Origin of the sequence: Parenemella sanctibonifatiensis (genome assembly GCF_002250565.1) — a bacterium.
In the GTDB taxonomy this organism is placed as follows: domain Bacteria; phylum Actinomycetota; class Actinomycetes; order Propionibacteriales; family Propionibacteriaceae; genus Parenemella; species Parenemella sanctibonifatiensis.
Genome location: NZ_NMVJ01000011.1, coordinates 58042 through 81295 on the forward strand (window position 1 = coordinate 58042; position 23254 = coordinate 81295).

General features: G+C 69.1%; 21 protein-coding genes. 6 read left to right on the plus strand and 15 right to left on the minus strand.

All coding sequences use genetic code 11. The features are described from left to right. Nucleotides 1-23: 23 nt before the first annotated feature. The 8 genes from CGZ91_RS13250 to CGZ91_RS13285 all read right to left on the minus strand — a co-directional run bounded on the left by CGZ91_RS13250 (nucleotide 24) and on the right by CGZ91_RS13285 (nucleotide 8757). Complete coding sequence (locus CGZ91_RS13250) at nucleotides 24-863, minus strand: sugar phosphate isomerase/epimerase family protein (RefSeq protein WP_094455880.1); 840 nt, start codon at nucleotides 861-863, stop codon at nucleotides 24-26. Further along, entirely contained in the window at nucleotides 860-2014 is a 1155-nt protein-coding gene (locus CGZ91_RS13255) for a Gfo/Idh/MocA family protein (protein ID WP_094456090.1), read from the minus strand. Before CGZ91_RS13255 ends, CGZ91_RS13250 begins: the two co-directional genes overlap by 4 nt. 131 nt (nucleotides 2015-2145) lie before the next feature. Then, nucleotides 2146-3018, minus strand: coding sequence for an SCO2322 family protein (locus CGZ91_RS13260; protein ID WP_094455882.1), 873 nt, complete (start codon nucleotides 3016-3018; stop codon nucleotides 2146-2148). A gap of 2 nt (nucleotides 3019-3020) precedes the next feature. Continuing rightward, nucleotides 3021-4013 (minus strand): LacI family DNA-binding transcriptional regulator, encoded by a 993-nt coding sequence (locus CGZ91_RS13265; RefSeq protein ID WP_094455884.1) that lies wholly within the window; start codon nucleotides 4011-4013, stop codon nucleotides 3021-3023. After that, on the minus strand, nucleotides 3997-4902 hold the full coding sequence (locus tag CGZ91_RS13270; RefSeq protein ID WP_179229376.1) for an SCO2322 family protein: 906 nt from the start codon (nucleotides 4900-4902) through the stop codon (nucleotides 3997-3999). Before CGZ91_RS13270 ends, CGZ91_RS13265 begins: the two co-directional genes overlap by 17 nt. Nucleotides 4903-4972: 70 nt before the next feature. Beyond that, on the minus strand, nucleotides 4973-6994 hold the full coding sequence (locus tag CGZ91_RS13275) for a DUF2264 domain-containing protein (protein WP_179229377.1): 2022 nt from the start codon (nucleotides 6992-6994) through the stop codon (nucleotides 4973-4975). An 86-nt stretch (nucleotides 6995-7080) separates the two neighbouring features. Beyond that, on the minus strand, nucleotides 7081-7674 hold the full coding sequence (locus CGZ91_RS13280; RefSeq protein WP_094455890.1) for a DoxX family protein: 594 nt from the start codon (nucleotides 7672-7674) through the stop codon (nucleotides 7081-7083). 99 nt (nucleotides 7675-7773) lie between these two features. After that, a complete protein-coding gene (locus CGZ91_RS13285; protein WP_094455892.1) occupies nucleotides 7774-8757 on the minus strand; it encodes an SRPBCC family protein in 984 nt (327 codons plus the stop codon). Between the two features lie 149 nt (nucleotides 8758-8906). On the opposite strand from CGZ91_RS13285, the gene metB reads away from it, so the two are divergent. From metB to CGZ91_RS13300, 3 genes are all read left to right on the plus strand, one after another. After that, nucleotides 8907-10091, plus strand: coding sequence for a cystathionine gamma-synthase (gene metB / locus CGZ91_RS13290; protein WP_094455894.1), 1185 nt, complete (start codon nucleotides 8907-8909; stop codon nucleotides 10089-10091). 305 nt (nucleotides 10092-10396) lie between these two features. Further along, nucleotides 10397-11872 (plus strand): hypothetical protein, encoded by a 1476-nt coding sequence (locus tag CGZ91_RS13295; protein ID WP_094455896.1) that lies wholly within the window; start codon nucleotides 10397-10399, stop codon nucleotides 11870-11872. Between the two features lie 60 nt (nucleotides 11873-11932). Then, nucleotides 11933-13417: a threonine/serine exporter family protein gene (locus CGZ91_RS13300; protein WP_179229378.1), complete on the plus strand. Its 1485-nt coding sequence runs from the start codon at nucleotides 11933-11935 to the stop codon at nucleotides 13415-13417. A 154-nt stretch (nucleotides 13418-13571) separates the two neighbouring features. Here the strand turns inward: CGZ91_RS13300 and CGZ91_RS13305 are convergent, their stop codons facing one another. Both CGZ91_RS13305 and CGZ91_RS13310 read right to left on the minus strand, forming a co-directional pair. Next, nucleotides 13572-13799, minus strand: a complete 228-nt coding sequence (locus tag CGZ91_RS13305) for a sulfurtransferase TusA family protein (RefSeq protein WP_094455900.1) — start codon at nucleotides 13797-13799, stop codon at nucleotides 13572-13574. A 35-nt stretch (nucleotides 13800-13834) separates the two neighbouring features. Next, on the minus strand, nucleotides 13835-14920 hold the full coding sequence (locus CGZ91_RS13310; protein WP_094455902.1) for a YeeE/YedE family protein: 1086 nt from the start codon (nucleotides 14918-14920) through the stop codon (nucleotides 13835-13837). A 208-nt stretch (nucleotides 14921-15128) separates the two neighbouring features. On the opposite strand from CGZ91_RS13310, the gene CGZ91_RS13315 reads away from it, so the two are divergent. Further along, nucleotides 15129-15443, plus strand: coding sequence for a hypothetical protein (locus CGZ91_RS13315; protein WP_094450020.1), 315 nt, complete (start codon nucleotides 15129-15131; stop codon nucleotides 15441-15443). 3 nt (nucleotides 15444-15446) lie between these two features. Here the strand turns inward: CGZ91_RS13315 and CGZ91_RS13320 are convergent, their stop codons facing one another. The 4 genes from CGZ91_RS13320 to CGZ91_RS13335 form a co-directional block, all read right to left on the minus strand. Further along, entirely contained in the window at nucleotides 15447-17114 is a 1668-nt protein-coding gene (locus CGZ91_RS13320; RefSeq protein WP_094455904.1) for a nuclease-related domain-containing DEAD/DEAH box helicase, read from the minus strand. Between the two features lie 3 nt (nucleotides 17115-17117). Further along, nucleotides 17118-18104 carry an aldo/keto reductase gene (locus tag CGZ91_RS13325; protein ID WP_094455906.1) on the minus strand — a complete coding sequence of 329 codons (987 nt, stop codon included), beginning with the start codon at nucleotides 18102-18104 and terminating at the stop codon, nucleotides 17118-17120. A 62-nt stretch (nucleotides 18105-18166) separates the two neighbouring features. After that, nucleotides 18167-18874, minus strand: coding sequence for a TVP38/TMEM64 family protein (locus CGZ91_RS13330; RefSeq protein ID WP_229116633.1), 708 nt, complete (start codon nucleotides 18872-18874; stop codon nucleotides 18167-18169). A 1-nt stretch (nucleotide 18875) separates the two neighbouring features. Continuing rightward, complete coding sequence (locus CGZ91_RS13335) at nucleotides 18876-19199, minus strand: rhodanese-like domain-containing protein (RefSeq protein WP_094455908.1); 324 nt, start codon at nucleotides 19197-19199, stop codon at nucleotides 18876-18878. Nucleotides 19200-19290: 91 nt separating this feature from the next. On the opposite strand from CGZ91_RS13335, the gene CGZ91_RS13340 reads away from it, so the two are divergent. Then, nucleotides 19291-20379 carry a winged helix DNA-binding domain-containing protein gene (locus CGZ91_RS13340; protein ID WP_229116634.1) on the plus strand — a complete coding sequence of 363 codons (1089 nt, stop codon included), beginning with the start codon at nucleotides 19291-19293 and terminating at the stop codon, nucleotides 20377-20379. 6 nt (nucleotides 20380-20385) lie between these two features. Beyond that, a complete protein-coding gene (locus CGZ91_RS13345) occupies nucleotides 20386-20760 on the plus strand; it encodes a DUF488 domain-containing protein (RefSeq protein ID WP_094455911.1) in 375 nt (124 codons plus the stop codon). A gap of 118 nt (nucleotides 20761-20878) precedes the next feature. Here CGZ91_RS13345 and CGZ91_RS13350 read toward each other — a convergent pair whose 3' ends face one another. After that, nucleotides 20879-23233, minus strand: coding sequence for a glycoside hydrolase family 31 protein (locus CGZ91_RS13350; protein ID WP_144276920.1), 2355 nt, complete (start codon nucleotides 23231-23233; stop codon nucleotides 20879-20881). Between the last annotated feature and the right edge of the window lie 21 nt (nucleotides 23234-23254).

Below are 23254 nucleotides of genomic sequence, written 5' to 3' on the forward strand. Positions count from 1 at the left end.
GCTGTCGGGCCGGAATCCGCACCTCAGAGATGGGGGAGGACCAGGTCCGCGTAGCGCTGGGCCATGGTCGCCACGATGGTCGGGGCGCCCTGCTCCCAGATGCCGACGTTGAAGATCTCGACCTCGATGTCGCCGGTGTAGCCGGCGTCGCGGACCCACTGGGTGGTCGAGGTGAAGTCACAGTGGCCATCACCCATGTAGCCGCGCGAGTTGAGGGTGTCCTCCTTGAGCGGCAACTCCCAGTCACACACCTGGTAGGAGGAGATTCGGCCCTCGGCACCGGCGCGAGCGATCATCTCCTGCAGCTTCGGGTCCCACCACACGTGGTAGGTGTCGACGACCACGCCGACCGCCTCCGCGGGGAACGGGGCCGCCATCTCCAGCGACTGCTCCAGCGTCGACAGGACGCCGCGGTCGGCCGCGAAGATCGGGTTCATCGGCTCGAGTGCCAGCCGTACGCCCGCGTCCTGTGCGTGGGGGACCAGCGCGGCGATGCCGTCGGCGACCCGCTGCCGGGCAGCCACGATGTCGCGGTCGCCCTCGGGCAGCCCGCCGACCACCATCACCAGTTCGCCGGCGCCGATCGCGGCGGCTTCTTCCAGCGCCCGCCGGTTGTCGGCGAGTGCCTCGGCGGTGGCCTGCTCGCCGACCGCGGTCAGGAACCCGCCCCGGCACAGCGAGGAGGTACGCAGGCCGGCGTCGCGGATGATGCGCCCGGCCTCGGCGGCGCCGACCTCCTGGACCCGGTCACGCCAGGGCCCGACTGCGCCCAAGCCCGCTTCGGCGGCCGCTTCGACGCATTCGGCCAAGGTTTGCAGCTTGGCCGTCGCGGTGTTGAGGGAGAGACGGGACAGATCGGTCACAGCGTGATCTCCGGGATCTCGAGGCGGCGCCCCTCTGCCGAGGACTGCAGGCCGAGCTCGGCCAGCTGTACGCCGCGGGCGGCCGACAGCAGGTCGTAGCGGTGCGGGCGGCCGGCGGCGACGTCGATGAGGAACTCTTCCCACTGCTGCTTGAAGCCGTTGCCCAGGTCAGCGTTGGCGGGCACATCGAGCCACTGCGCCCGATAGTCGTTGGTCTCGGGGATGTCGGGATCCCAGACCGGCTTGGGGGTGTGTGCACGCTGTTGGGCGACGCAGTTCGTCAGCCCGGCGACGGCGGATCCGTGGGTGCCGTCGACGTGAAACTCGACCAGTTCGCCACGGTGCACCCGGGTGGCCCAGGAGGAGTTGATCTGGGCAATGATCGAACCGTCCGGACCGTCGATGTCGAAGATGCCGTACGCGGCGTCGTCGGCGGTGGCCCGGTATTCCTTGCCCTGCTCGTCCCATCGGGTCGGGATGTGGGTGGCGGCCTGGGCGTACACCGACTTGACCGGGCCGAGGATCCCCTCGAGCACGTAGTTCCAGTGGCAGAACATGTCGGTCATGATGCCGCCGCCGTCCTCGGAGCGGTAGTTCCAACTGGGGCGCTGGGCGGGCTGCTGGTCGCCCTCGAAGACCCAGTAGCCGAATTCGCCGCGCATCGACAGGATGCGGCCGAAGAAGCCTTCGCTGACCAGCCGGCGCAGCTTCACCAGGCCGGGCAGATAGAGCTTGTCGTGCACGACGCCGGCGACGACCCCGGTCTCCTCGCGGAGCTTGGCCAGATCGACGGCCTGCTCGAGCGTCTCGGCGGTGGGCTTCTCGGTGAAGACGTGCTTGCCGGCCTTCATCGCCTTGGTGAGCGCTGGGAAGCGACGCGAGGTCAGCTGCGAGTCGAAGTAGATGTCGATGTCATCGCGGGTCATGCAGTCGTCGGTGTCGGTCGACCATTCCTCGATGTCGTGCTGCTGTGCGATCTCCTTGAGGCGATCCTCGCGGCGGCCCACGATGATCGGTTCGACCTGCAGGCGGGAGCCGTCAGGCAACGTGACGCCGCCTTGGTCGCGGATCGCGAGGATCGATCGCACCAGGTGCTGCCGGTAGCCCATCCGGCCGGTGATGCCATTCATGGCAATACGCAATGTGGTCATGTGTTCTCGTTCCTCCGCGAACGTCGGGGTGGGCATCCAAGGATGGCCTGGGACCTCCATGGCACCCCAGTCTGGAATGCGCTTTCCAATACTCTAGGTTGCCGGTTGGTGGGTGTCAAGACGGCAACTCCTCAGTCGAGTCGCTCGACCGTGCCGGTGCCCTTGCCGTCGGGGCCCTTGTCCCGGGTGCCATTGCCGGCGGTGCCGTTGTCGCTGGCGGTGGCCGCCGAGTCGCCGGACTCCGCGTCCGCCGAGCCGGCGTCAGCCGAGGCCGTCCCCGACTCGGCCCGCTCCTCGGCGCTCAGCTCGGAGGATCCGATCAGCTGGGGCTCCAGCTCGGGCTGCGGCTGGCGCCGGCGGCGTACGATCACAACCACGGCAGCGACCGCGACCAACAGCAGCGCACTGGCGGCGATGAGGATGCCGGTGGTGCCGCCGTCATCGACGGGGCGGCCGTCCTGGTCCACCACGTCGACCGGGATCGGGTCCTGGCTGCCGACCTCGGCGCCGCTGACCGGATCGCCACAGCCCTGCGCCGGATAGCCGTCGATCCCGCAGATCAGGCCGCTGTCAGCGGTACGAATCGCGAAGGCGTCCTGCAGCACGGCCTGGGCATTGGCGTCGGTGGCGATCTCCACGCAGGTCGCGGTCGCACGATCCAGCTTGGCCGGCTGCTCACCGTCGGGGGCGTCGGTGGCCGAGCCGCTGTCCAGCACCAGGGCGACCCGCTTCATGCCCTCGGCCGGTACGCCGGTGCCGCAGACCTGGTCGAAGCTGACCTGGGCGCGCGGCGCCGGCGGTTCGGCGGTGCTGACCGCAAACCGCCAGCCGAGCACATCGCCGTCATCCGGGATCACCTCGGCGGGACCGGTCATCGCGGCGGTCCACTGGTTGCCGTTGTGGGTGAAGAAGGCCCAGTAGCGGAAGCCCTCTTGAGCGTGGGCCGGCACGGCCGTGAGGATCAGAGCCACCAGGGCGGCGATTCCGGTTGCGAGGCGTCGCATGGTCAGAGTCCCTTCGTCAGGTCAGGGGTGGATTCCCGCCACTGCACGTTTACATCGATCTCCAGCGTCTGGGGTTCGCCGCCGCCGAGCGCGAGCTCCACGGCCGTGGCGCCGATCTCCTCCAGTGGCAGCCGCACTGTGGTGAGCTGCGGGCGTACATCCGCCAACGTCGGAATGTCACCGAACCCGGCCAACGCCACGTCGTTGGGCACCTGTACGCCGGCATCCCGCGCCGCAGCCAGAGCGCCGAGCGCCATCACGTCGGTGACGGCGAAGACCACCTCGGGTCGGTGCTTCATCAACTCGACCATCGCCTGGCCGGCGCCGGCCCGGTCGAAACTACACGGGTGGATCCGCAGCTCGCCCTGCCAGGCGCGGGCAAAACCCTCGGCCCGCTCCGTTGCCGTCTGGTGGGTCGGTGGTCCGGCGATGATCGCGGCACGGGTGTAGCCGCGCTCGTTGAGGCCACGGGCCAGCGCCTCGGCGCCGCCGCCGTTGTCGGGATGCACGGTGTGGTGGGTCAGACCCGGCTGGCTGATGAGGGCCACCTGTCCCAGCTCGGCGTACGCCGCCAGCGCGGCGTCGAGTTCGGCGAGCTCAGCCTCGTCGACGGGCAGCGCGCCGGCCAGGATGATGGCGCGGGCGCGCTGGGAACGCATCAGATTGATCAAGGTGATTCGGCGGGCATGGTCGCCGCCGGTGGAAGCCAGCGTCACCACTCCGCCGGAGGGCTGCACCGCGTGGCTCACGCCGGCGCTGACGCCGGTGAAGTAGGGGTCGGTGATGTCACCGATGATGAGTCCGATGGCATCGCTGCGGCCCCTGGCCATCGCCTGGGCGGCGGCGTGGGGGCTGTAGTTGAGGCGGATGGCGGCGGCGAGCACACGTTCGCGGAGCTCGGGCCGAACCTGCCGGTCACGGCTGCCGTTGAGGGCGCGGGAGGCGGTCGCCAAGGAGACGCCGGCCTCCTGGGCCACGTCAGTCAGCCGAGCCATCGCCGGATCCGTCGCTGCCGGCATCGCTGGAGCCGGAGTCACTCGTGCCACCCTCGGAGGTCTCGGTTGTGGTGGTGGCGCCCTGGTCGGGGTTTTCCCGCTGGGCAGTGCCCTGGTCAGTGTTCTGGTGAGTGTTCTGCGCCGGCACCGAGGCCTTGCCGCCGGCTGCCTTGCCCTTGTTGCGACGCAATACGAAGGCGGCGGCGATCACACCACCCAAGATCAGCGCCACCAGCACGAAGGAGAGGATGCCGCCGGCGGAACCGGGGACGTTCTCCTCGTCGATGCGCGGCTGCTGCCAACCACCCGAACCTGCCTGGACGTCGATCTCTTCCTCGGGTTCCTGCGGGAAGGGGCCTGACGCCGGTTCGCCACAACCCTCGGCCGGGTAGCCCTGGACCGCACAGATCGACTCGTCCTGCACGTCGATGCGGCCGAGGTCCTCGAACACCTGAGCTGCGGTCGCGCCGGGGTCGACGGACTTGCAGTACGCGACCGCCGAGCCCTCCCGCGGCGGTTCGGCGCCCTCGGGTGCGTCCGTGGCTGTCCCGAAGTCGATCAGCACCACGACCCGCTTGGCATCGTCGGAGATCGGCACCGAACCGCAGGCGGTCTCGACATCGGTCTGGGCCCGGGGTTCGCGCGGCGCGTCGGTCGGCGCGGCGCTGAAGCGCAGGCCCAGCACGGCACCGTCGGCGGGCACCACCATCGACGGCGGATCCTGCGTCACATTCCACTGCCCGTTGAGCAGCGAGAAGACCCGCCAGCCCCGTTCGCCGTCCTCGGTCTGGGCATGCGCGGGGGCCGCGGCGAGCAGCGGCGCCAGGAGAGCCAAGGCCAGAGCCAGCAGGACGACGACCGATCGAGCGGCTCGTCCGGTGGCAGGCATGGTGAGCGTACGCATGGAGTCCTTCCGATCGGCGCCGGCGGCGACCACCTTCCACCGACTGACGGTCACCCTACTGGGTCCGGGGCGGGTGACCGTTCGAGGTGTCGGCGGATGAAGCAGGCACGAACTGCGAGGGCAGCGGCCGCATCAGCGAGTCCGGGTCGGGTCCGGCAGCGCTCGGTGCCGGCAGCGGCAAGTCGGTGGTGACGCCGTCGGGCCAGGTCAGGCGTACGCCGTCCTGGCGCACCTCGGCCGTGGGGAGTGCTTCGGCGGGCAGTTCGGCGACCTCCCCGTAGGTGACCGCGACGACGGCGTGGCCGGTCTCGGCGGGGATCCGACCGTTCTCCAACGACACTGTCGCGTAGGGGGCATCCAGTTCCTCGCTGGTGGGGCTGGCGTCGGCGCAACTGGCGTGCCCCAACGACATCCCGGGCACCAGCGGGGTGACAGCGGAGCCGAGCGGACCGGCAGGGTCGATCGCCCAGCCGCCCAGTCGCAGCGCGATGCCGTTGTTGGCGCCATCGACCGGGTCGACCCGGATCGCGCGCACCTCAATGCCGCCGCGGATCGCGCTGGCGTAGGTCAGGGTCGGGCCGGGGGAAACCGTACGCCGCTGCCCGGGCTCAGCGTCCGGATCCAGGTTGGACCACTGGGCCTGCCACCAGGAACTACCGACCAGGGTGCCGTCGGCGTCGAGCGCGACGCCGGTCGCCTCGGGCCAGACCCGATGGCTGGCACGGATGCTGCCGTCGGCGTCGCTGAGGATCGCGGCCGCATTCGGCAGTGGGTTCTCGACCCAGTCACCGACCAGGGCTCCGGTGGTGTCGGTGGAGTATCCGAGCCGGGTGTAGAGGACGTCCTCCATCTTTCGGGCCATCCCCAGACCGCCGTGCGGGTGGACGCGTACGGTGCCTTCCTGCTGGCTGCCCGAGACCAGCCAGCCGGCCGGTTCGATGGCGAAGGCGATGTCGCCGGTCTCGATCGGCATGGGTTCCTCGACCGCGGACCAGACCGGGTGGTCGGCCGGCAGCGCGAGACCGAGCAGGCCCTTGGCGGCCCAGTAGGGCGAGCCGGTGCCCGAGTAGACCTGCGCCATCGCGGGCCAGTTGTGGTGCCAGCCGCGGTTGAGGATGCCGTCGGCGTCGGGGGCGCCGTGGTCGACGAAGTACTTCACCATCCCGGAGGTGATGCGGCGGATCTGACCCAACGGCAACGGACTGGCATCGGCGATGGTGGCTGCCCAGAAGGGTGCACCGGCGGCGAACCGATAGATCAGGCTGCGGCCCTGGAAGAGCGGGCTGCCGTCGACGCCGACCAGCGCGGCCGCCTGCGGCAGGAAGGTCCGGATCCGGTCGTGATAGATCGGCCGATACTTGTCGGCGAACTCCTGGTCGGGCACCAGATCGGCCCAGATCAGCGGGTAGGTGTGCATCGCCCAACCGTTGTAGTGGTCGAAACGCATCCCCTCACCGTCGGTGTACCAGCCGTCGGCCAGATACATCTGGTCGTGCTGGTCGAGGCGGAACTGGACGAACTCGCGGTCCCAGCCGGCGCCCATCACTTCCAGCAGGGTTTCGGTGAAGATGTGGAACCAGACCCAGTTGTTGAGGGCGACCCGCGCCTGACGTACGTCTCGCAGCCAGTCGGCCAGGTTGTCCTTGGTCTGCTGGTCCATCCGGTCCAGCGTCCAGGGCTTGGTCTTGAGCAACATCATCGCGATCGAGGCGGCCTCGACCACGGCCTGCGGGTGCTCGGTGGGCCGGGTCCACCGCTCCGGATGGGTGGGTTCGACGCCGTTGCGGATGCCCTCGAGGTACCACTCGGCGCTGCCCAGCGGGTCCGCGCCGTGCTCGCCGGCGATCCGGGCGCCCGCCAACAAGAAGGTACGCGCGAAGCCCTCCAGTCCGGCAACATCGTCACCGTGGGGGCCCTGATCGCCCGGGAAGAGGATCCGGGCGTGGCCGGGCGAGGCGTACCGCCGCGCATTCTCGAGCAGGTGGTCGACGACCGCGGTCAGGTGGTCACGGGTCCAACCCGTGTACGGTGACAGCTCGCGGTCTTCGGGGGGCAGATGGAGGGTCGGCTCCGACATCTCAACTCCTGTGAAGGGAACGCCGCCCATCATGCCGTACGCCCGCCGGACCCGGAAAGCGCCTACCTGCAGCCGGCGCTGATCGGTCAGAACAGGCCGAGACCTGCGTTGGAGTCCTCGGCTGGCTCGTCGGCGCCCGGTTCCTTGCTGCCCGTGGCCCGGGCACGCTGCTGTTGGCTCTCGGTCGGGCCGCTCTGGTCCTGGTTGCGGCCGCGGCGCCGCTTCTTCGGTTCCTCGAGGATCAGCTCGTCGCTCTCTTCCTCACGCGGCGGGCGCTTGAAGAGCTGGTCGACCGCCCCTCGGCCACCTCCGAAGGCGACGAAGATCAGGCCCAGGCAGGCGAGCGCGATGTTGAATTCGAAGCCGTTGTTCTCGTGGAAGAAGCCCTGCCACCAGTTGGTCCAGACCACGATCATCACCTGCTGGACCACGACCGCGACGCCGATCAGCGGGGTCAGCACACCGAACAGCAGCAGCAGTCCGCCGAGCAGCTCCAGGATGATGGAACCCCACACCATCACCTCGGGAAATGGCGTGGCGAACTGCTCCAGATAGGTGACCTGCGTCTGTACGCCCTCGACCTGCCAGCGGCGCCAGCCGTTCGCGACCATGATGGCGCCCAGGCCGAGACGCGCGATCAGCAACGCGAAGTCGCGTACCACCTTCATGAAACCCGCCATGCTCACTCCCGTCTGCCCTGAAAGGGTGCTGCTGCGCTGCCACAGTAGGGGAACCGTGGCGTCGGCGGCAGCAAGGTTGGACCCGAGGTGGAGGTGCGATCAGTCCTCGACGATCGCGGCGAGCCGTTCCAGGGTGTCGGCCATGTCGCGTCGGGAGACCTTCGGCATGCCGGTGGCAGCCAGCAGGGGTGCGCTGCCGGACTTGCCCCACAGATAGTTGTGGGTGACCAAGGTGCCGCCGTCGACGTCACTGAGGATGTACATCCAGACTTGGCCGGCCAGCGGGGCTGATCCGGTACGCCAGGCGATCAGCTGGCCGTCGACGAAGTCGACCACCGTGTTGGGGGTCTGGTAATTCACCGGGCCGCGCTTCATCTCCATGGTGAAGGTGGCGCCCTCGCTGAGTCGTTCGGGCGCCTGCGAGACGCCGACCACGCTGCCGCCACCATCCAGGTCGGGATGGCGGTGGGCGTCGGCGAGCAGGTCAAAGATGGCTTGGCGTGGCGCTGCGATCACCCGGCTCACCGTCTCGGTCCGTTTGTTGGCCTTGGCCTCGGCGGCGGCCTGGCGTACCGGTTCGGGGGCGGTCAGCATGGCCAGCTGGTCCTCGGCGCCACCGATCGCGGCGGCCGGGGCGCTGCCGATCCGCAGCAGCCGCGCCAGCCAGGGGCGGCGGTCCTGTTCGGCGCTGTGGGCGGCGATCTTGCCGCTGGCCGCGTTCAGCGCGGCGAGCGGACGGGCGTACACGCTGACCTCGCGCACCAGGCCCTCGTGGTTGAGGCGGAGCAGGTGGACCTCGTGGAGCTGTCGGCGGCCGGCGGCGCCGTGCGTGACCAACGTCCAGTTCTGGCCGCCACCCAAGATGTCGGTGACCTGGCTGGGAAAGATGACCTGCCACGCGGCCTCGAAGGAGGCCTGGACCTGCTGCCGGCCGGTCACCGCATAGGTGTCGGTCGAGACGGAATGCAGGACTGCGTCGGATGCCAAGCACTGGCCCAGTCGCGCGGCGCTGCCGTCCTCGATGGCGGCCTGCCAATCGCGTACCGCCTGGGGAACCTCGGGGATATCGGAGTGGGTGGTCATGCGGTCTCCCTAGCTGGTCGATCGGCGTCTGTGTTGGCCATCTTAGAGAGGGGCGTGCTGGTGCCGCGCAGCGCGTGCCTCACTACAGTGGGTGCGTGCCTCCGGCCTTTCCCGGCCGCCCATTGAACTTGACCAAGGAGCCTGCTGTCATGGCTGATCCCACCGCGCCGCGTACGCCGTCTCGGCTGGGTCGCGCGATCCGCATGGGGATCGACGCCGACACCCAGTTCGGGGCGGTGGCGCCCCCGATCTACACCTCCTCGACCTTCAGCTTTGCCGATGTCGGCGAGTCCCGGCAGTACGACTATGGCCGCTGCGCCAACCCCAACCGGGACCAGCTCGGCTCCGCCATCTCGGTGCTGGAGGACGGTGCGGCACCCGCGACCATCGTGGCCAGCGGGATGGCTGCCATCACGGCGTTGGTGGTCGGGCTGCTGAAGACGGGCGACACCATCGTCGTGCCGCACGACTGTTATGGCGGATCCTGGCGGCTCTTCGACCAACTGGAGCGCAAGGGCTACTGCCGCGTGGTCGCCCTCGACCTCACCCGGACCGACGCGGCCGCTGCCGCCATCGCCGAGATCTCCCCGGCGATGGTGTGGGTCGAGACGCCCTCCAATCCGCTGATGCGGATCACCGATCTGGCAGCGGTCAGCGCCGCCGGTCATGCTGCCGGCGCGATCGTGGTCGCCGACAACACCTTCTGTACGCCGCTGCTGCAGCGGCCGATCGAGCACGGCGCCGACTTCGTGGTGCACTCGACCACGAAGTATCTCAATGGTCACTCCGACGTGGTGGGCGGCGCGATCGTGGCGGCCACCACCGAGGGGGCCGAGCAGGCGGCGTACTGGGCGAACTGTCTGGGGCTGACCAGCAGTCCTTGGGATGCGGCGCAGGTGCTGCGCGGGATGCGGACCCTGGCGGTGCGGATGCGGGCCCATCAGGAGAATGCGGCGGCGGTGGCTGAGCAGTTGGCTGCGCATCCGGTCGTGACAGCGGTGCACTATCCGGGACTGGCTGACCACCCGGGCCATGAGCTCGCGGCACGGCAGCAGGACGGTTTCGGTGCAATGTTGAGCTTTGAACTGGCCGGTGGTGAGCAGGCGGTACGCCGGTTCGCGGACGGGTTGACGTCGATCACCTTGGCGGAGTCCCTCGGCGGGGTGGAGTCGCTGATCGCCCACCCGGCGAGCATGACCCACGCTGCGATGACCCCCGAGGCGCAGGCTGCTGCCGGGATCACCGAGGGTCTGGTGCGGATGTCGGTCGGGATTGAACCCGCTGAGGACTTGGCGGCCGATCTGGCTGCCGGGTTGGCCCGCGCTGAGGGCTGAGCCTCCGGGCACAGTCAGCCATCTGTCGGGACAGATTCCGGGAATGGTCCCGGGATGCGGCGACCCCAGTGTTCTGGCTGGATCCTGACCCCGGTCCGGGGCAGGGTGGGCTCCCAGCGCGGCCCTGACCCCAGGCGAGTTGGGGCCACCGGGGCCCGAGGGAAGGAATCGCCATGGACAACCCCAACCAGGCAAGTGATCCTCGACAGACGAGTGATCCTCGACAGACGAGTGATCCTCGACAGACGGGTGATCCTCGACAGACGGGCGCCCACCGCTCACAGCCGACCTTCGGGCGGCGCTCCATGCTCGCCGGCTCACTCGGTCTCGGTATCGCCGGCCTCATCGGACTGCCCGGGGTGGCGGCCGCCGCCGGCCCGGAGACTGCCGCCGAGTTCGACCGGGTGTGGACTGCGAACAGCCACACCGTCACCGACAACGAGTCCGGGGTGATCGCCTGGGGCACGTCATACGAACTGCTCGCCCTGACTCGGATGTACCAGGCCACCGACGACGAGAAGTACCTGGACTGGTTCGTGTCGCTCGCCGACGACGTGCTCGCCGCGACCGATGCCAAGCGCGGTGTCAAGGACGCGCTGGGCAGGTCCGGACCGGTGTGGCGCACCGGCGGCAAGTACACCGCCGCCAAGTTTGTGATCAAGGACGTCAACGGCGACGAGCTGGTGGCCCTGCGGTACGCGGGTGGTTCGGCACTGGAGGCGACCGTGACCTTCACCACCCACACCGACGCCAGCTTCGACCTCACGCTGACCTGCGGCACCGGGACCAAGAAGTACGAATTCGTCCAAACCGAACGCAGCCACGCCAAGTATGTCGTCGACGTCATCAACGACGCCTTCGCACCCAACTGGGAGTGGACGGCCGTCGACCTGCGCGACCCTGACTTCCCGGGCCGGGTCCCGCACGGCACCGCTGCGGTGCAGGAGCAGTTCCACGCCTTCACGGTGCACACCGGCATGGTCACCTATCCGTTGGCGCAATTCGCCCGGATCGTCACCGATGCGGGCCTCACCCGGCTCGCGCCCAAGGCCGAGGCGTACGCCGCTGCGGCCCGGGAGGCGGTTGCCTTCCATGCTCCCGAGGTGCAGTTCTACGAGGATCATCCCGACTCGGCCGACTACGCCCATCCGGTTGGTGCCGCGCTGCGGCACGACGGCCTGATCCAGCCCTACAACCAGTCCCACGCGCTGGGCGCGACCCAGGTTGAGCTGTATCGGTTGGACGGGGACCAGGCGTACGCACGGATCGTGAAGGCGCTGGTGGCCTCCTTCCTCCGCGGCGCTGACCTGGTGGACAACGCCTACGTGTGGTCCTACTGGCCGCCGTCCTCCCAGGCGTACGCCGGCTATCAGGGCGGCACCGAGTCGACCTACACGCCGCGCTGGAACGCCGCTCCGGGGATCGAGGACATCAGTCACGCCGCGATCACGGTCGAGTTCCTGGTGGCAGCCTCACGAGCCGGCATCGGCCTGACGGCGACGCAGTTGGCCAACCTGAAGCGGACCTTCAGCCAGAACATGGTCACCGGCGGCGACACGGTCGCCTATCGCGTGGACGGCAGTGACCCGCGCAACACCGTCTCCCTGGTGGGGCAGCTGCCGCGCTGGTTGCCGCTCGCGGCGTGGCTGCCGGATGCGCCCGCCCAGGCGCTGTCGACCTGGAATGCGGCCGGTGTGAGCGGAGAAACGGGCTCCTATGTGGCCGGCCGTGGCTATCTGGTGTGGGCGCACAATGCTGGCTGGGAGGGCGACAACCGCTGAGGTGGTGGCGCGGTCCTCGGTGGCTCACGTTCGCCGCGGTTGCGCGGCACAATGGGGCGCATGAGCACCGGCTGGAACAGTGAGGCGATCTCGGAGGGAGCCAGCAAGCGCCCTCGTCGCCGCGGCGAACGTGGACCGTTCTTCGGGCGGAGTCGAGTTGCGCTGCGCCGACTGTTCGGCACCTCCGGCGTCCCGGACTGGAAGGTCAATCTCGTCTCCAGCCGTTCGGCGGAGGATGACCGGCACGGACGTGCCGTGACCGAACTGTGCCTGCGGCTCGCCGAGGGCCTGCTGTCGACCGGGAAGGGCGCCGCTGACGTGGTGTCCACCGTGGTCCGCGTCACCCAGGCGTACGGCGTCTCCACCGTGAACGTCGAGGTGACCTACACCTCCATCTTCATCACCCGGCTGCGCGGTCTGGGGCGGGATCCGGTGACGGCGACCCGGGCGATCCGGGGTCGAGTCAGCGACTACGCGACGCTGGCCGGCCTGGAGGAAATCGTCGAGCGGATCGAGAAGGAGAACATCGACGTCGCGACCGCCGCCAAGGAGTTCGACAAGGTGATGGGGCGGCCGGAGACCTACAACAAGGTGGTCACGGTGATTGCCAGTGGGGTCACTGTCGCCGGAGTTGCGGTGATCTTCAATGCCACCGCCTTCATCGCGATCGTGTCGGGCCTGTCCGGGATGTTGGTCGATCTCGTGACCCGCGCGTTGGGGGAGCGCAAGGTGCCGCCGATGCTGGTCCAGTCCGCCGGCGGCGCTGTCCCGACGCTGCTGTGTGTGCTGCTGGTGTTGGGGCGCAACAACGGGATGACTTTCCTCAACGGCGTCTATCCGTCCCTGATCGTGGTTGCAGCCGTGGTGATCCTGCTCGGCGGGTTGTCCTGGGTGGGTGCGGCCGAGGATGCGCTGAGCGGCTACTACATCACCGCGTCGGCGCGGGTGACCGAGGTGGTCATCCTGACCCTGGGCCTGCTGGCCGGCATCTTGGCGGTGCTCACGGTCGCCAACGGGTTGGGTGTGTGGATCGAGTACGACCCGCCCACTGCGGTGCAGCAAAACCTGGTGGTCAGAGTGATCGCGCTGGCGGTGCTGGGGGTGGCGTTCGGCGTCGTCACCCACGCCCAGCCGCGGATGCTGGTGTGGTTTGCGGTGTCGCCGGTGGTGACCTGGCTGACGTACGCCACGGTCACCGACCAGGGCGTCGGCCCGGTCACGGCCGGGGTCGCCGGTGGCTTGGTGGCGGGTCTGATCTCACCGGTGATCGGCCGCCTTGCGAAGGTGCCCGACCTGGGGGTCGCGACCGTCGGCATCCTGCCGCTGGTGCCCGGCATGGCGGTGTTCAACGCCCTGTTCACGCTGATCGCCGGCACCGGCAACGAACAGTTGATCCTGGGCGCCACTCAGTTGTTGGCCGCGGCCCTCTTCGGCATCGGGATCGCGGTCGGTGCCTCCACCGGCATGGCGATCAGCCGCGGCATCATGGGCCGGCCGTTCCTGGTGGCCCGGTCGGCCCGGGTGCGCCAGCCGACCGCCGACTGAGGCGCGTACCTCGCGACCTGCACAACCACAGCATCGCGTCGTTGCGCACGAAGCCGCAGAAAACCCCGCCCTATTGCGACCTACCGCCGCTGGGGCGGGGTTTTCTGATCGAACTGGCCCAGAGGTACGCCCGGTGGCGAGCCCTGGGGTGGTGTCAGGGCTTCTGGACGGTGATGGTCCAGCCGGCGTCGCCGACCCGGTCGAAGGAGGTGACCGGGTAGCCCTCCTCGGCTGCCCAGCGCGGGATCGCCTCGGTGGCCTGGGTGCAGTCGAAGTTGATGCGCAGCTCATCGCCGCTGGGCAGTGTCGTCATCGCCTGCTTCGCCTCGGTGAGCGGGAAGGGGCAGACCTCGCCGTTGGTTTCGAGGGTGTGGATGGTCATGGTTGGTCCTTTCGGGTGGGTGTGTGGGGGGACTCTCAGACCGAGACTGGCTGCTTGACCGGCGCCGACGTACCGGCTGGGGGGCTGGTCTTGGGACGCAGGAAGATCTTGGCGGCGATGCCGACGCCGAGGAAGAAACCGCCGAAGGCGAGCCAGCCATTCCACTGGAACTGGGCCGCGCCGACCAAGGATGCGCCGATGGTGCAGCCGCCGGCCCAGCTGGCGCCGACGCCCATCAGGACGCCGCCGGTCAGCGACCGGACCATCTGGCGGGTGTCAGGCACCCGGAGCCGGAACTCACCGCTGGCCTTGGCTGCGATGAAGGAGCCGAGGATGATGCCGATGATCAGCAGGGTGCCCCAGTCGACCAGCTTGGCGACGTCGCCGGCGACCAGCCCGTACGCCAGGTTGGCCGACGGGGTGGTGATGCCCAGGCCGCCCTCGCGACCGGCGGAGTAGCTGAGCGGGAAGGCCGCGATGGCGATCAAGCCGAAGACGATCGCGGTGGCGAAGGGATGCCACGGCTTCTCGAAGAGCAGGTGCTCCAGACCGGTGCGCTGCGGCGGCAGCGTGGCGACCTTCAGGCCGCGTTCGGCGCGCAGTTGACGCCAGGTGAGATAGCCGACGAAGGCCACGAAGGGCACCACCAGGAACCACGGCGAGATGCCGAGGGTGTCGTGGACGCTGACCATCGGGAGGGTCGGCTCGCGCAGCCCGGAATTGATCGGGGCGAGGACGCCGTACTTCATGGCGGCGGCGCTGACGGCATACATGATGAGGGCCAGCCAGGAACCGATCAGGCCCTCACCGGAGCGATAGAAGGTGCCGGTCGCGCAGCCGCCGGCGAGCACGATGCCGACGCCGAAGATCAGCGCGCCGACGGTGGTGGCCAGGGCGGGCAACTGGGAGCTGGGGGCGTTGACGATGCCGGCGCCGAGCAGCAGGAAGAAGCCGACCGACAGGACGGCGATGGCGATGAGATAGGCGGTCAGCCAGCGGGTGCGCCCGGAGGTCCAGACCTCGCGGAACGCTCCGGTGACGCAGAAGCGGCCGCGCTGCAGTACGAAGCCGAGTGCGGCGCCCAGCAGCAGGCCGGAGCCGTGGGTGAGCAGGGGGGACATGGTTCTCCCGAGGAGGTGGTGACGCGGGTCGCGGGGTGCGACCGAGTCAGAAGTCAACCCCGGTCATGCTCAAAGCGCAAGCTATGCCCATATGTTGGACGGTTATATGGTGCTGGTTGGCGCTGGATCGGCCTGGGACGGGGTGACGGGTTTCTTCGCACCAGCACGAGCGGTGGGTCCTGTCGGTGCGGGCCTCTAAGGTGCAAGCGTGCCCTCGTACCGGATCGTCATCGACATCAACGGGAGCCGGCCGGGTGTGCTCCCCGACCAGGTGCTGCCCGCCGCCGAAGCGATGCTGGGGCGTACCCACCGGGTCGAGGACCGTAGCGTCGAACTGGTGGGGCGGCAGCCGCAGATCAACCTGCGCTTCCTGATCGAGTCCTCCCATGCGCAGGCTGAGGACGCCCAGGCCGAGGCGGTCGTACGCCGACTGGTCGCTGACCTCGACGAGGTCGCCGAATGTGGGGGCTGGGTGCTCAAGCGCGGTCCGGGGCGGCGATGGCGTCCGATCCGGTGGAGCTGAGGCTCAGCTCTCGATGCCGAGGCGGCGCACCAGCGACTCGCCGCCGACGGTGCGGATCACGGCCGGGTCGCCGACCACGATCAGGAGATCGGTCGCCCGCGACATGCCGACGTAGAGGCGTTCCCGGGCGCGGTCGCGGCTGCCGTCCTCGTTGACCACCAGGATCACGACGTGACGTTCCAAGCCCTTGCACCCCAGCACGTGTCCGTAGAAGACGTCCTCGCCCTCCCAGAAGGTCTGCCAGTAGCCGATCTGGCCGTCGCGCTCCTGCTGTTCGCGTTGCACCGGATGCCTGGATCCGGTCGTGACCAGCGCGATGCTGCCGGGTTCCCAGCCCTGGTTCAGCAGCCGTTCCACCTGGTCGTCGGCGACGCCGAGTGCCTCGGTGGGGGAAGCCGGCAGAAACTCCACCTCGGGGCCGTCGCCGCCGCGCGGCGACATTCGCTCCGGGCCGAGCATCGCGAAGCTCTGCGCGATCTGTTTGGTGTTGCGCAGATTGTGGTCCAGCACCAGCGGGACCAGGGCCACCGGTGGCCGGCCGAAGCGCGCGAACACGCGCTGGTGTTCGTCGGAATAGACCGACAGCCGGCCATTGTCCTCATCGCGCAGCGCCTTGAGGATCGGGCGCCACCACAGGTCGGCGAAGTCCTGCGCCTCGTCGACGATGATCGCGTCGAAGCGTTGGTCATCGCGCAGTTGGCTGGCCAGCAGGGCCATCTCCTTGGGCAGGTCCTGCTCCCAGAAGGTCGAATCGTCACGGGTGCCGCTGACGTCGGCGCCCCAGCTGCGACCGAGCTCGGCGAAGGTGCCGATGAAAGCTGGCCGCTGCTTGTACGGGCGGGCTTTGAAGTCGCGCTTGAACCACTCCGCCAGCCCGATCGAATAACAGACCAGTGCCACCCGCTGCGCCGGCACGTCCCGGGTGCCCTTGGTCAACTCCGCGGCCTGGGTCATCGCCAGGTGGGTCTTGCCGCTGCCCGCGCCGCCGCGGATCTCCACCCGCGGGATAAGCCGGGTGGCCCGCAGCAGCATCGCCTGCTCGTCGGTCAGCCGCTCGATCCGGGCGGCGCGCTCCTCGGCGTACGCCTGCGGGTCGTCCCGCCTGGGCGGCAGCCGACCGTTGAGGATCTCCTCGATGAGGGCCACGTCGTCGGTGGTGGGCACGTAATAGGGATCCTTGATCACCTCGAGCTGGCGCCGCAGGCGTACGCCGAGATTCGGCTGGTCGCTGCGGCCGTGCACCGCTTCCCGCGGCGCGTCGGGGGCCTCGAACGCGGCGTCGAAGTCGGTGTGCGGCGCGACCACCGCATGGGCCATCCGCGGATACCCACGGGAACCCCAGCGCGGATCGTCGATCAGATACTTGCGAAGCGTGTACTTGTTGCCGGCCACCTGGGTGGCGGGCGTCACCCGGTGCTTCTCGCCGGACCTGGACTGCTGCATCCACTCGCCGCCGACATAAGTCAGCGACCCGCCCTTGATCTCGACGACCACCAGCCCCGAGCCGGGCAGGACCAGGATCGCGTCAAGCTCCCGGTCCTGCCCGTCAACGGTGAAGTGCTGGTTGCACAGGACCAGGTCGCTGGCGCCCAGCTGGTCCACCAACCGCATGACGACCTGACGTTCGGTCTCGTTGACGAACGACGGATCCTCCGGCAGCAGGCGGGCCATGGCTCAGCCGGCGAGGACGTCGGCGATGTCGCTGACCTGGTCCTCGGTCAGTTCGATCTTGCCGGCCTCGGCGTTGGCCTCGAGCTGCGCGACGTGCGAGCTGGACGGGATCTGGGTGCCCATGCCCGGCATCGCCAGCATGTACGCCAGTGTCAGCGCGCTGATCGAGTAACCCCACTGCTGGCCCAGCTCGCCGAGCTTGCGGACCTTGGCCAGATGGGACTCGGGGATCTCGGAACCCTCGTCGTGGAGCCGGTCGCCCGCGCTGATCTTGGCCGGGTCGAGGTAGCGATCCGTCAGCAGACCGCGGGCCAGCGGCGACCACGGCATGAAGCTGAGGCCCTGATCGGCGCACAGGTCCAGCAGGCCCTCCTGGCGCTCGCCGTCCAAGACGTCGTACTGGTTCTGCAGCGCGATCGGGCGGACCCGGCGAGAGATCTTGGATGCCGCGTTCAGCGTCTCCTCGACCTGCTCGCGGGTGAAGTTCGACAGGCCCAGGTAGTGGACGGCGCCCTGGCTGACCAGATCCTCGACGGTCTCCAGGGATTCCTCGATCGGGGTCTCCGGGTCGGGGCGGTGGAACCACAGCAGATCCACCCATTCGACTTTCATGCGCTCCATCGAGGCGCGCACTGACTCGATGATCTGGAGGCGCGACAGGCCGCCGTGGTTGGGGGTGTCACCGTCCATCTGGCCGTGCGTCTTGGTCGCGAGGACGACGTCGCGGCGCCGCTGCGGATGCCGCTCGAACCAGGTGCCGAGGATCCGTTCGGAGTTGCCGGTGCCGTTGTTGTAGCGGTTGGCGGTGTCCCAGAACATCACGCCGATCTCGGCGGCGCGGTCCAGGATGGCCAGCGACTCGGCCTCGTCGCTGCGCGATCCGTCACCTTGGTCGGGATAGCCGAACTTCCACGTTCCGAGTCCGATCCGAGGGGTCTGCAGCCCCGATGCGCCCATGTGCAGGTAGGGCATGCCCTGATAGTCAGCCATGGCCCGAGCCTAGCCAGCGGCGTACCGGCGGGCTGATGCGGGTCCGGAGGCGGGATCCGGTCTCAGGTCGCGGCAGGATCGGCGTGCTCGGTGGCGGCGGCTCGGTCGCGACGCCAGCGGCGTACGGCCATCACGGTCAGCACCAGCACCAGGGCCCAGGCGAGGACCACCACGACGCCGTTGATGATGCTCGGGTCCACCAGGAAGGCGCCGATCGCCACCAGCGACAACTGGCCCGGCAGGGCGGCGACCGCGGTTGCCGTCAGGAAGTCGCGGTTGTTGATGCCGAACGCTCCGGCCCCGTAATTCACGGGCCAGTAGGGGATGCCCGGCGTCAGCCGCAGCGCGGCCACCGCCAGGAAACCGCCGGTGGACAAGCGTTCCTCAACCCGGCCCCGATGGCTGCCGAGCAACCGTCCCACGGTCTCGCGGCCCAGCCCGCGGGCGATCAGGTAGGCGATCCAACACCCGATCATCGCGCCGACCATCGAGGCAAGGGTGCCGCTGATCACGCCGAACATCGCGCCACCGGCCAACGCCATGATCGTCACCGGGATCGGGGTGATGGCGACCACGGCGTAGAGGCCGATGAAGGCCAACCAGCCCCATGGCCCGAGGCCGAGGATGCGGGCCTCGATCTCCTCCCAGGGTGGCAGGCGCACGTTGATCGCCAGCCACAGCATCAGGCTCACGAAGGCGACCAGGGCCACGCCGCGCAGCAGACCGCCCCACGGCAGCCCGTGCTTCTCGTGGTCCGGTTGGCTGGTCACCTCAGATCACGGTTGGCGCGTCCGAGTCGCCGACCAGCGGCCGCCCGGTCAGCTGCCAGCCCTGCATCCCGCCGAGCACGTTGGTGGCGGGGATGCCCTGCTGCGCCAGGAACTGTGCGGCCCGGGCGGACCGACCACCCGAGCGGCAGATCACCGGCAGCTCGCCGTCCACCTGAGGGATCTCCGCGATCCGGTCGGGCAACTGGGACAGCGGGATGTGGACAGCGGTCGGGGCATGGCCCGCGGCCCACTCGTCGTCCTCGCGCACGTCCAACACCACTGCGTCGGTCGGCAGGTCATTGATGGTGGTCTCGCTGGCGTCCATGACGCCATTCAATCACTCGGGCTGAGGTCGGGTGGGCGCCCGTCGGCCAACCTGGACAGAATCCGTCCCACTGATGGGTGATGATGCTGTCATGGTCAATCGCACCTTGGTCCGGCACCGCATCGTCGCGCAAGGCCTGACCGGGCCCGCGCCCGGCGTGTCCACACCCGACCCCAGCGCAGTGGTACGCCAGTTGGTCGCGATGCAGGGACAGGACCTGCCCGGCGTGGTCGCCTCGATTGCGCTGCGCAGCACCGGTGCGGTCGCCGACGTACTGGCCGCTTTCGAGCGCGGCGAGATCGTGCGCGGCTATCCGATGCGGGGGACGGTCTTTGCGGTCGCCGCCGAGGACCTGGCCTGGCTCACCGAGCTGTGTGCCGGCGGGGCGCTGCGCGCGGCCGCGGCCCGCCGCCCGGATCTCGGGCTCACCGACGAGCACCTGGCCACCGCCGAGGAGCTGGTGCTCGAACACGCCGGCGACGGCATCAGTCGGGCGGCGTTGCAGGAGCAGTTCGCGGCGGCGCAGGTGCCGACCGAGAAGGGCTGTTTCTATCATCTGGTCGCCCACCTGGTCGGGACTGGTGTGGCGGTCTACGGGCCCACCGACGGTAAGGACCAGGAGGTGCGTACCGCGGCCTGGTTGCCGGCCGGGGGCTTGGAGCATCGCTTCAACGGAGATCGCGATGCGGCCATCCAGGAACTCATCGTGAGGTACTTCCACGGGCACGGTCCGGCGACGCTGCGCGACCTGGCCTGGTGGAGCAAACTCGGCCTGACCGAGCTGCGCCGCAACCTGACCGTGGTCCAGGACCAACTCGAGGGTGGCGAACTCGCCGGGGAGGCCGAGCTGTGGTGGCGACCCGGGCTGCTCGATGAGGTTGCCGCCGCAGGCCGCAGTGTGGACCGGGAGCGGCTGTTGCCCGGCTTCGACGAACTGGTGCTCGGCACCCAGGACCGGGGCGTGGTGACGCCGGAGGCGTACCTGCCGCGGCTGGCGCCGGGCAACAACGGCGTATTCGGCAAGTCGGTGACCGCGGGCGGGGCCATGATCGGTCTGTGGAAGCGGGCCGGCCGGCCCCGCAAGCGCATGCTGGAGCTGGAGGAGTTCGCCACCATCTCGCCGACCCGGCGGGTCAAGCTGCAGCGGCTCTTCGAGGACTTCCCCTTCGTGGATGAGTGAGGTGCCATGACCAAGCTGACGATTTCGGTACGCCGAGTGCGCGAGCTCCTGGATGACGCCGGTGGACGTGACGGGGAGTGGCGAGTGCTCGTCGACCGGCTGTGGCCGCGCGGGATCAAGAAGGAACGGCTCGCCCACGACGACTGGGACAAGGCCGTTGCCCCCTCGACTGACCTGCGTCGCGCCTTCCATGGCGGTGACCTCGACTTCGATGCCTTCGCCGAGGCCTACCGGGAGGAGCTCGACGCCAGCGGGGCGGCCCGGGAGTTGCTCGACCGGGCCAAGGAGGCCGGCGTACATGAGCTGGTGCTGCTGTCGGACAACAAGGACGACGACCACAACCACGCCCGGGTGCTGCAGGCGGTGTTGGAGTCGGCCTGAGCGGTGCCGATCAGGAAGTGCGCGCACTACGTGCAGTCGATTCCCGCAGCGGCCCTGAAGACGGGGTCTGGGTGAATCGACTGCACGTCTTGCGCGTGGTGGTTGTGCGCGGGGCGTCTCAGCGTCGCGGCAGGCCCCGTTTGACCGGCAGGTCCTCGCCGTCGCTGACCGGGCGGCCGTCGGCGACCTCGACCAACAGCCGGTCCCAGGCCGGTGCCCAGCCGCCGTCGCGGCCGGTCTGGCGTACGACGACACGGTCCTCGGTGGCCTCGGCCTGCCAGTGATGGTGCAAGGTGCGGGCTGGGTCGGTGGTGTCGCCGTCGTCCTCGTACACCCAGCCGCGGTAGCTGCCGGCGCCCGGCGGCAGGCAGAGGCGCAGCCGGCGTACGTCGTCGGCTTCGACATCGACGTGCGCGAGCCGGTCGGAGGTCGCGATGCCGGTGCCGCCGCGGACGAACAACGGGATTCGGTCCAGCGGGGCATCGACGGTGACCTCGGAGCCGCCGGGATACCAGCGGCCGGTCCACCAGTCACCCCAGCCCGGATCCCCCTCACCGGACAGCGGCAGGGTCACCGTCCGTTCGCGTACGCCCGGGTCCAGCACCCCGGCGACCAGCAGGTCGCCGAGCAGGAAGTCCTCGAACTCGTCGGGCCAGCCTTCGAAGTCCCAGCTGATCGGGCGCAACAGCGGTCGGGTGCCGGCGGCCATCTCGTACAGCCCGGTGTAGAGGTGGGGCAGCAGTCGATAGCGCAGCTGGATCGCGTCGCGGATCGCCGGCAGGGCCTCGGGATACATCCACGGTTCGTTGACCGTGCCGTCGTCGTGCCAGGAGTGGATGCTGAAGCGGGGATGCATCACGCCGTTTTGGACCCAGCGGATGAACAGTTCCGGATCGGGCCGGTTGCCGCTGAAGCCGCCGACATCGTGGCCGACGTTCCACATGCCCGAGAGCACCATCGACAGGCCCTGGTGGGTGTTGTAGCGCAGCGTGTCCCAGCCGGTGCGGTTGTCGCCGCTCCAGGTCTGGGCCCAGCGCTGCAGGCCGGCGCTGCCGGAACGGGTGATGAGATAGGGCCGCTTGTCGGGGGCGTACGCCTGCTGTGCGGCGGCGGATGCCCGCACCATCCCTTGGGCCAGGATCGGCCGGATCGGGGCGATCGGCTGCGGCGTGCCGAAGCCGTGCCCGACGGCGCGATCATCCCAGATCTCGAACTCGTTGTTGTCGTTCCAGGTCGCGTCGATGCCGACCTCGAGGAGCTGCTTGGTGACGTTGTCGCTCCACCACTGGGCGGTGGCCGGATTGGTGAAGTCGAGGTGGGAGCCCCAGTCATCCCAGAACGGGGAGCGTTCCGGCTCGCCGGTCTCTGCGTTGGTGACGAACAGGCCCAGCTCGGCCGCCTCGGCGTACCGCGGATGATCATGAAGCAGGCAGGGCTTGATGTTGGCGACGATGTGGACGCCGGCCTCGGTGAAGCGGGTGAAGGTTGCCAACGGATCAGGGAACTTGTCGTGATTCCAGTTGAAGACGTAGCGCTTGTCGTTGATCGAGGTGTAGCCCGAGCTGAGATGGAAGGAGTCGCACGGGATGTCGTGGACCTTGATCAGTTCCAGGAAGGTGAGGAGCTGGTCGGCTGCGTCCGGGGCATCGGTGTAGTGCATCGTCGAGCCGGAATAGCCCAGCGACCACTTGGGGCCGAAGGCGTTGTGGCCAGTCAGGTCAGAAAACCGCGTGGACACCTCGGCGAGGCTGTCGCCGGCCCAGACGTAGTAGTCGATGTCGCCGGTCTCGGCCCGCCAGGAGTCGCTGCGGACGTGGTAGTTGTCGATCTCCTGACCAAGATCAATCCAGCCGCTGGACAGGTTGTCGTGATAGAGGCCGACCCAGCCCGAATCGAGCCGGCTCAGCAGCAGCGGGACGTGCTTGTAGAGCGGGTCGGTGTGTTCGGCGTTGTAGCCCATTGCGTCGACATTGCGCAGTTCGAAGCGGCGCTTGGAGCGGTTGGCGTGGCCGCCCTTGTCGGCCAGGCCGAGGATCTGGTCGCTGGTGTGGACCCGGTGGTGGGCGACTTGTCCGGTGCGGGGGTTCCAGGCGTACGCACCGGTGGGCCGGTCGGTGTGGATCGGCTGCCAGGTGCCGTCAGGGCGGCGTCGGCTGATGGTGAGCCGGAGCGGATCGGCGGCCACCTCGACCCGGAGGCGCCCTCGAATGATCATGGTCGGGGAGGGGTGCTCCAGTTCGGCGGCGCCGGCCGCAAAGCCGTCGACCTCCTCGCGGTCGCGACCCTCGGCCGGGATGGCGGCGGGGTCGGGCCCGATGGTCCAGGTCCTGGCCAGCGTCGGCTTGCCGTGGCTCACGGCGACGCGCACCAGGTCGTGGAGGAGCTGGATGCGCATGGTGAACTCGCCGTCCACCTCCAGGTCGAGGCCGTGGGGTGTTTCAGTGGTGGCGGTGATGGCCTGAAGTGTCCTCACGGGAGGCATTCTGCCACCGCG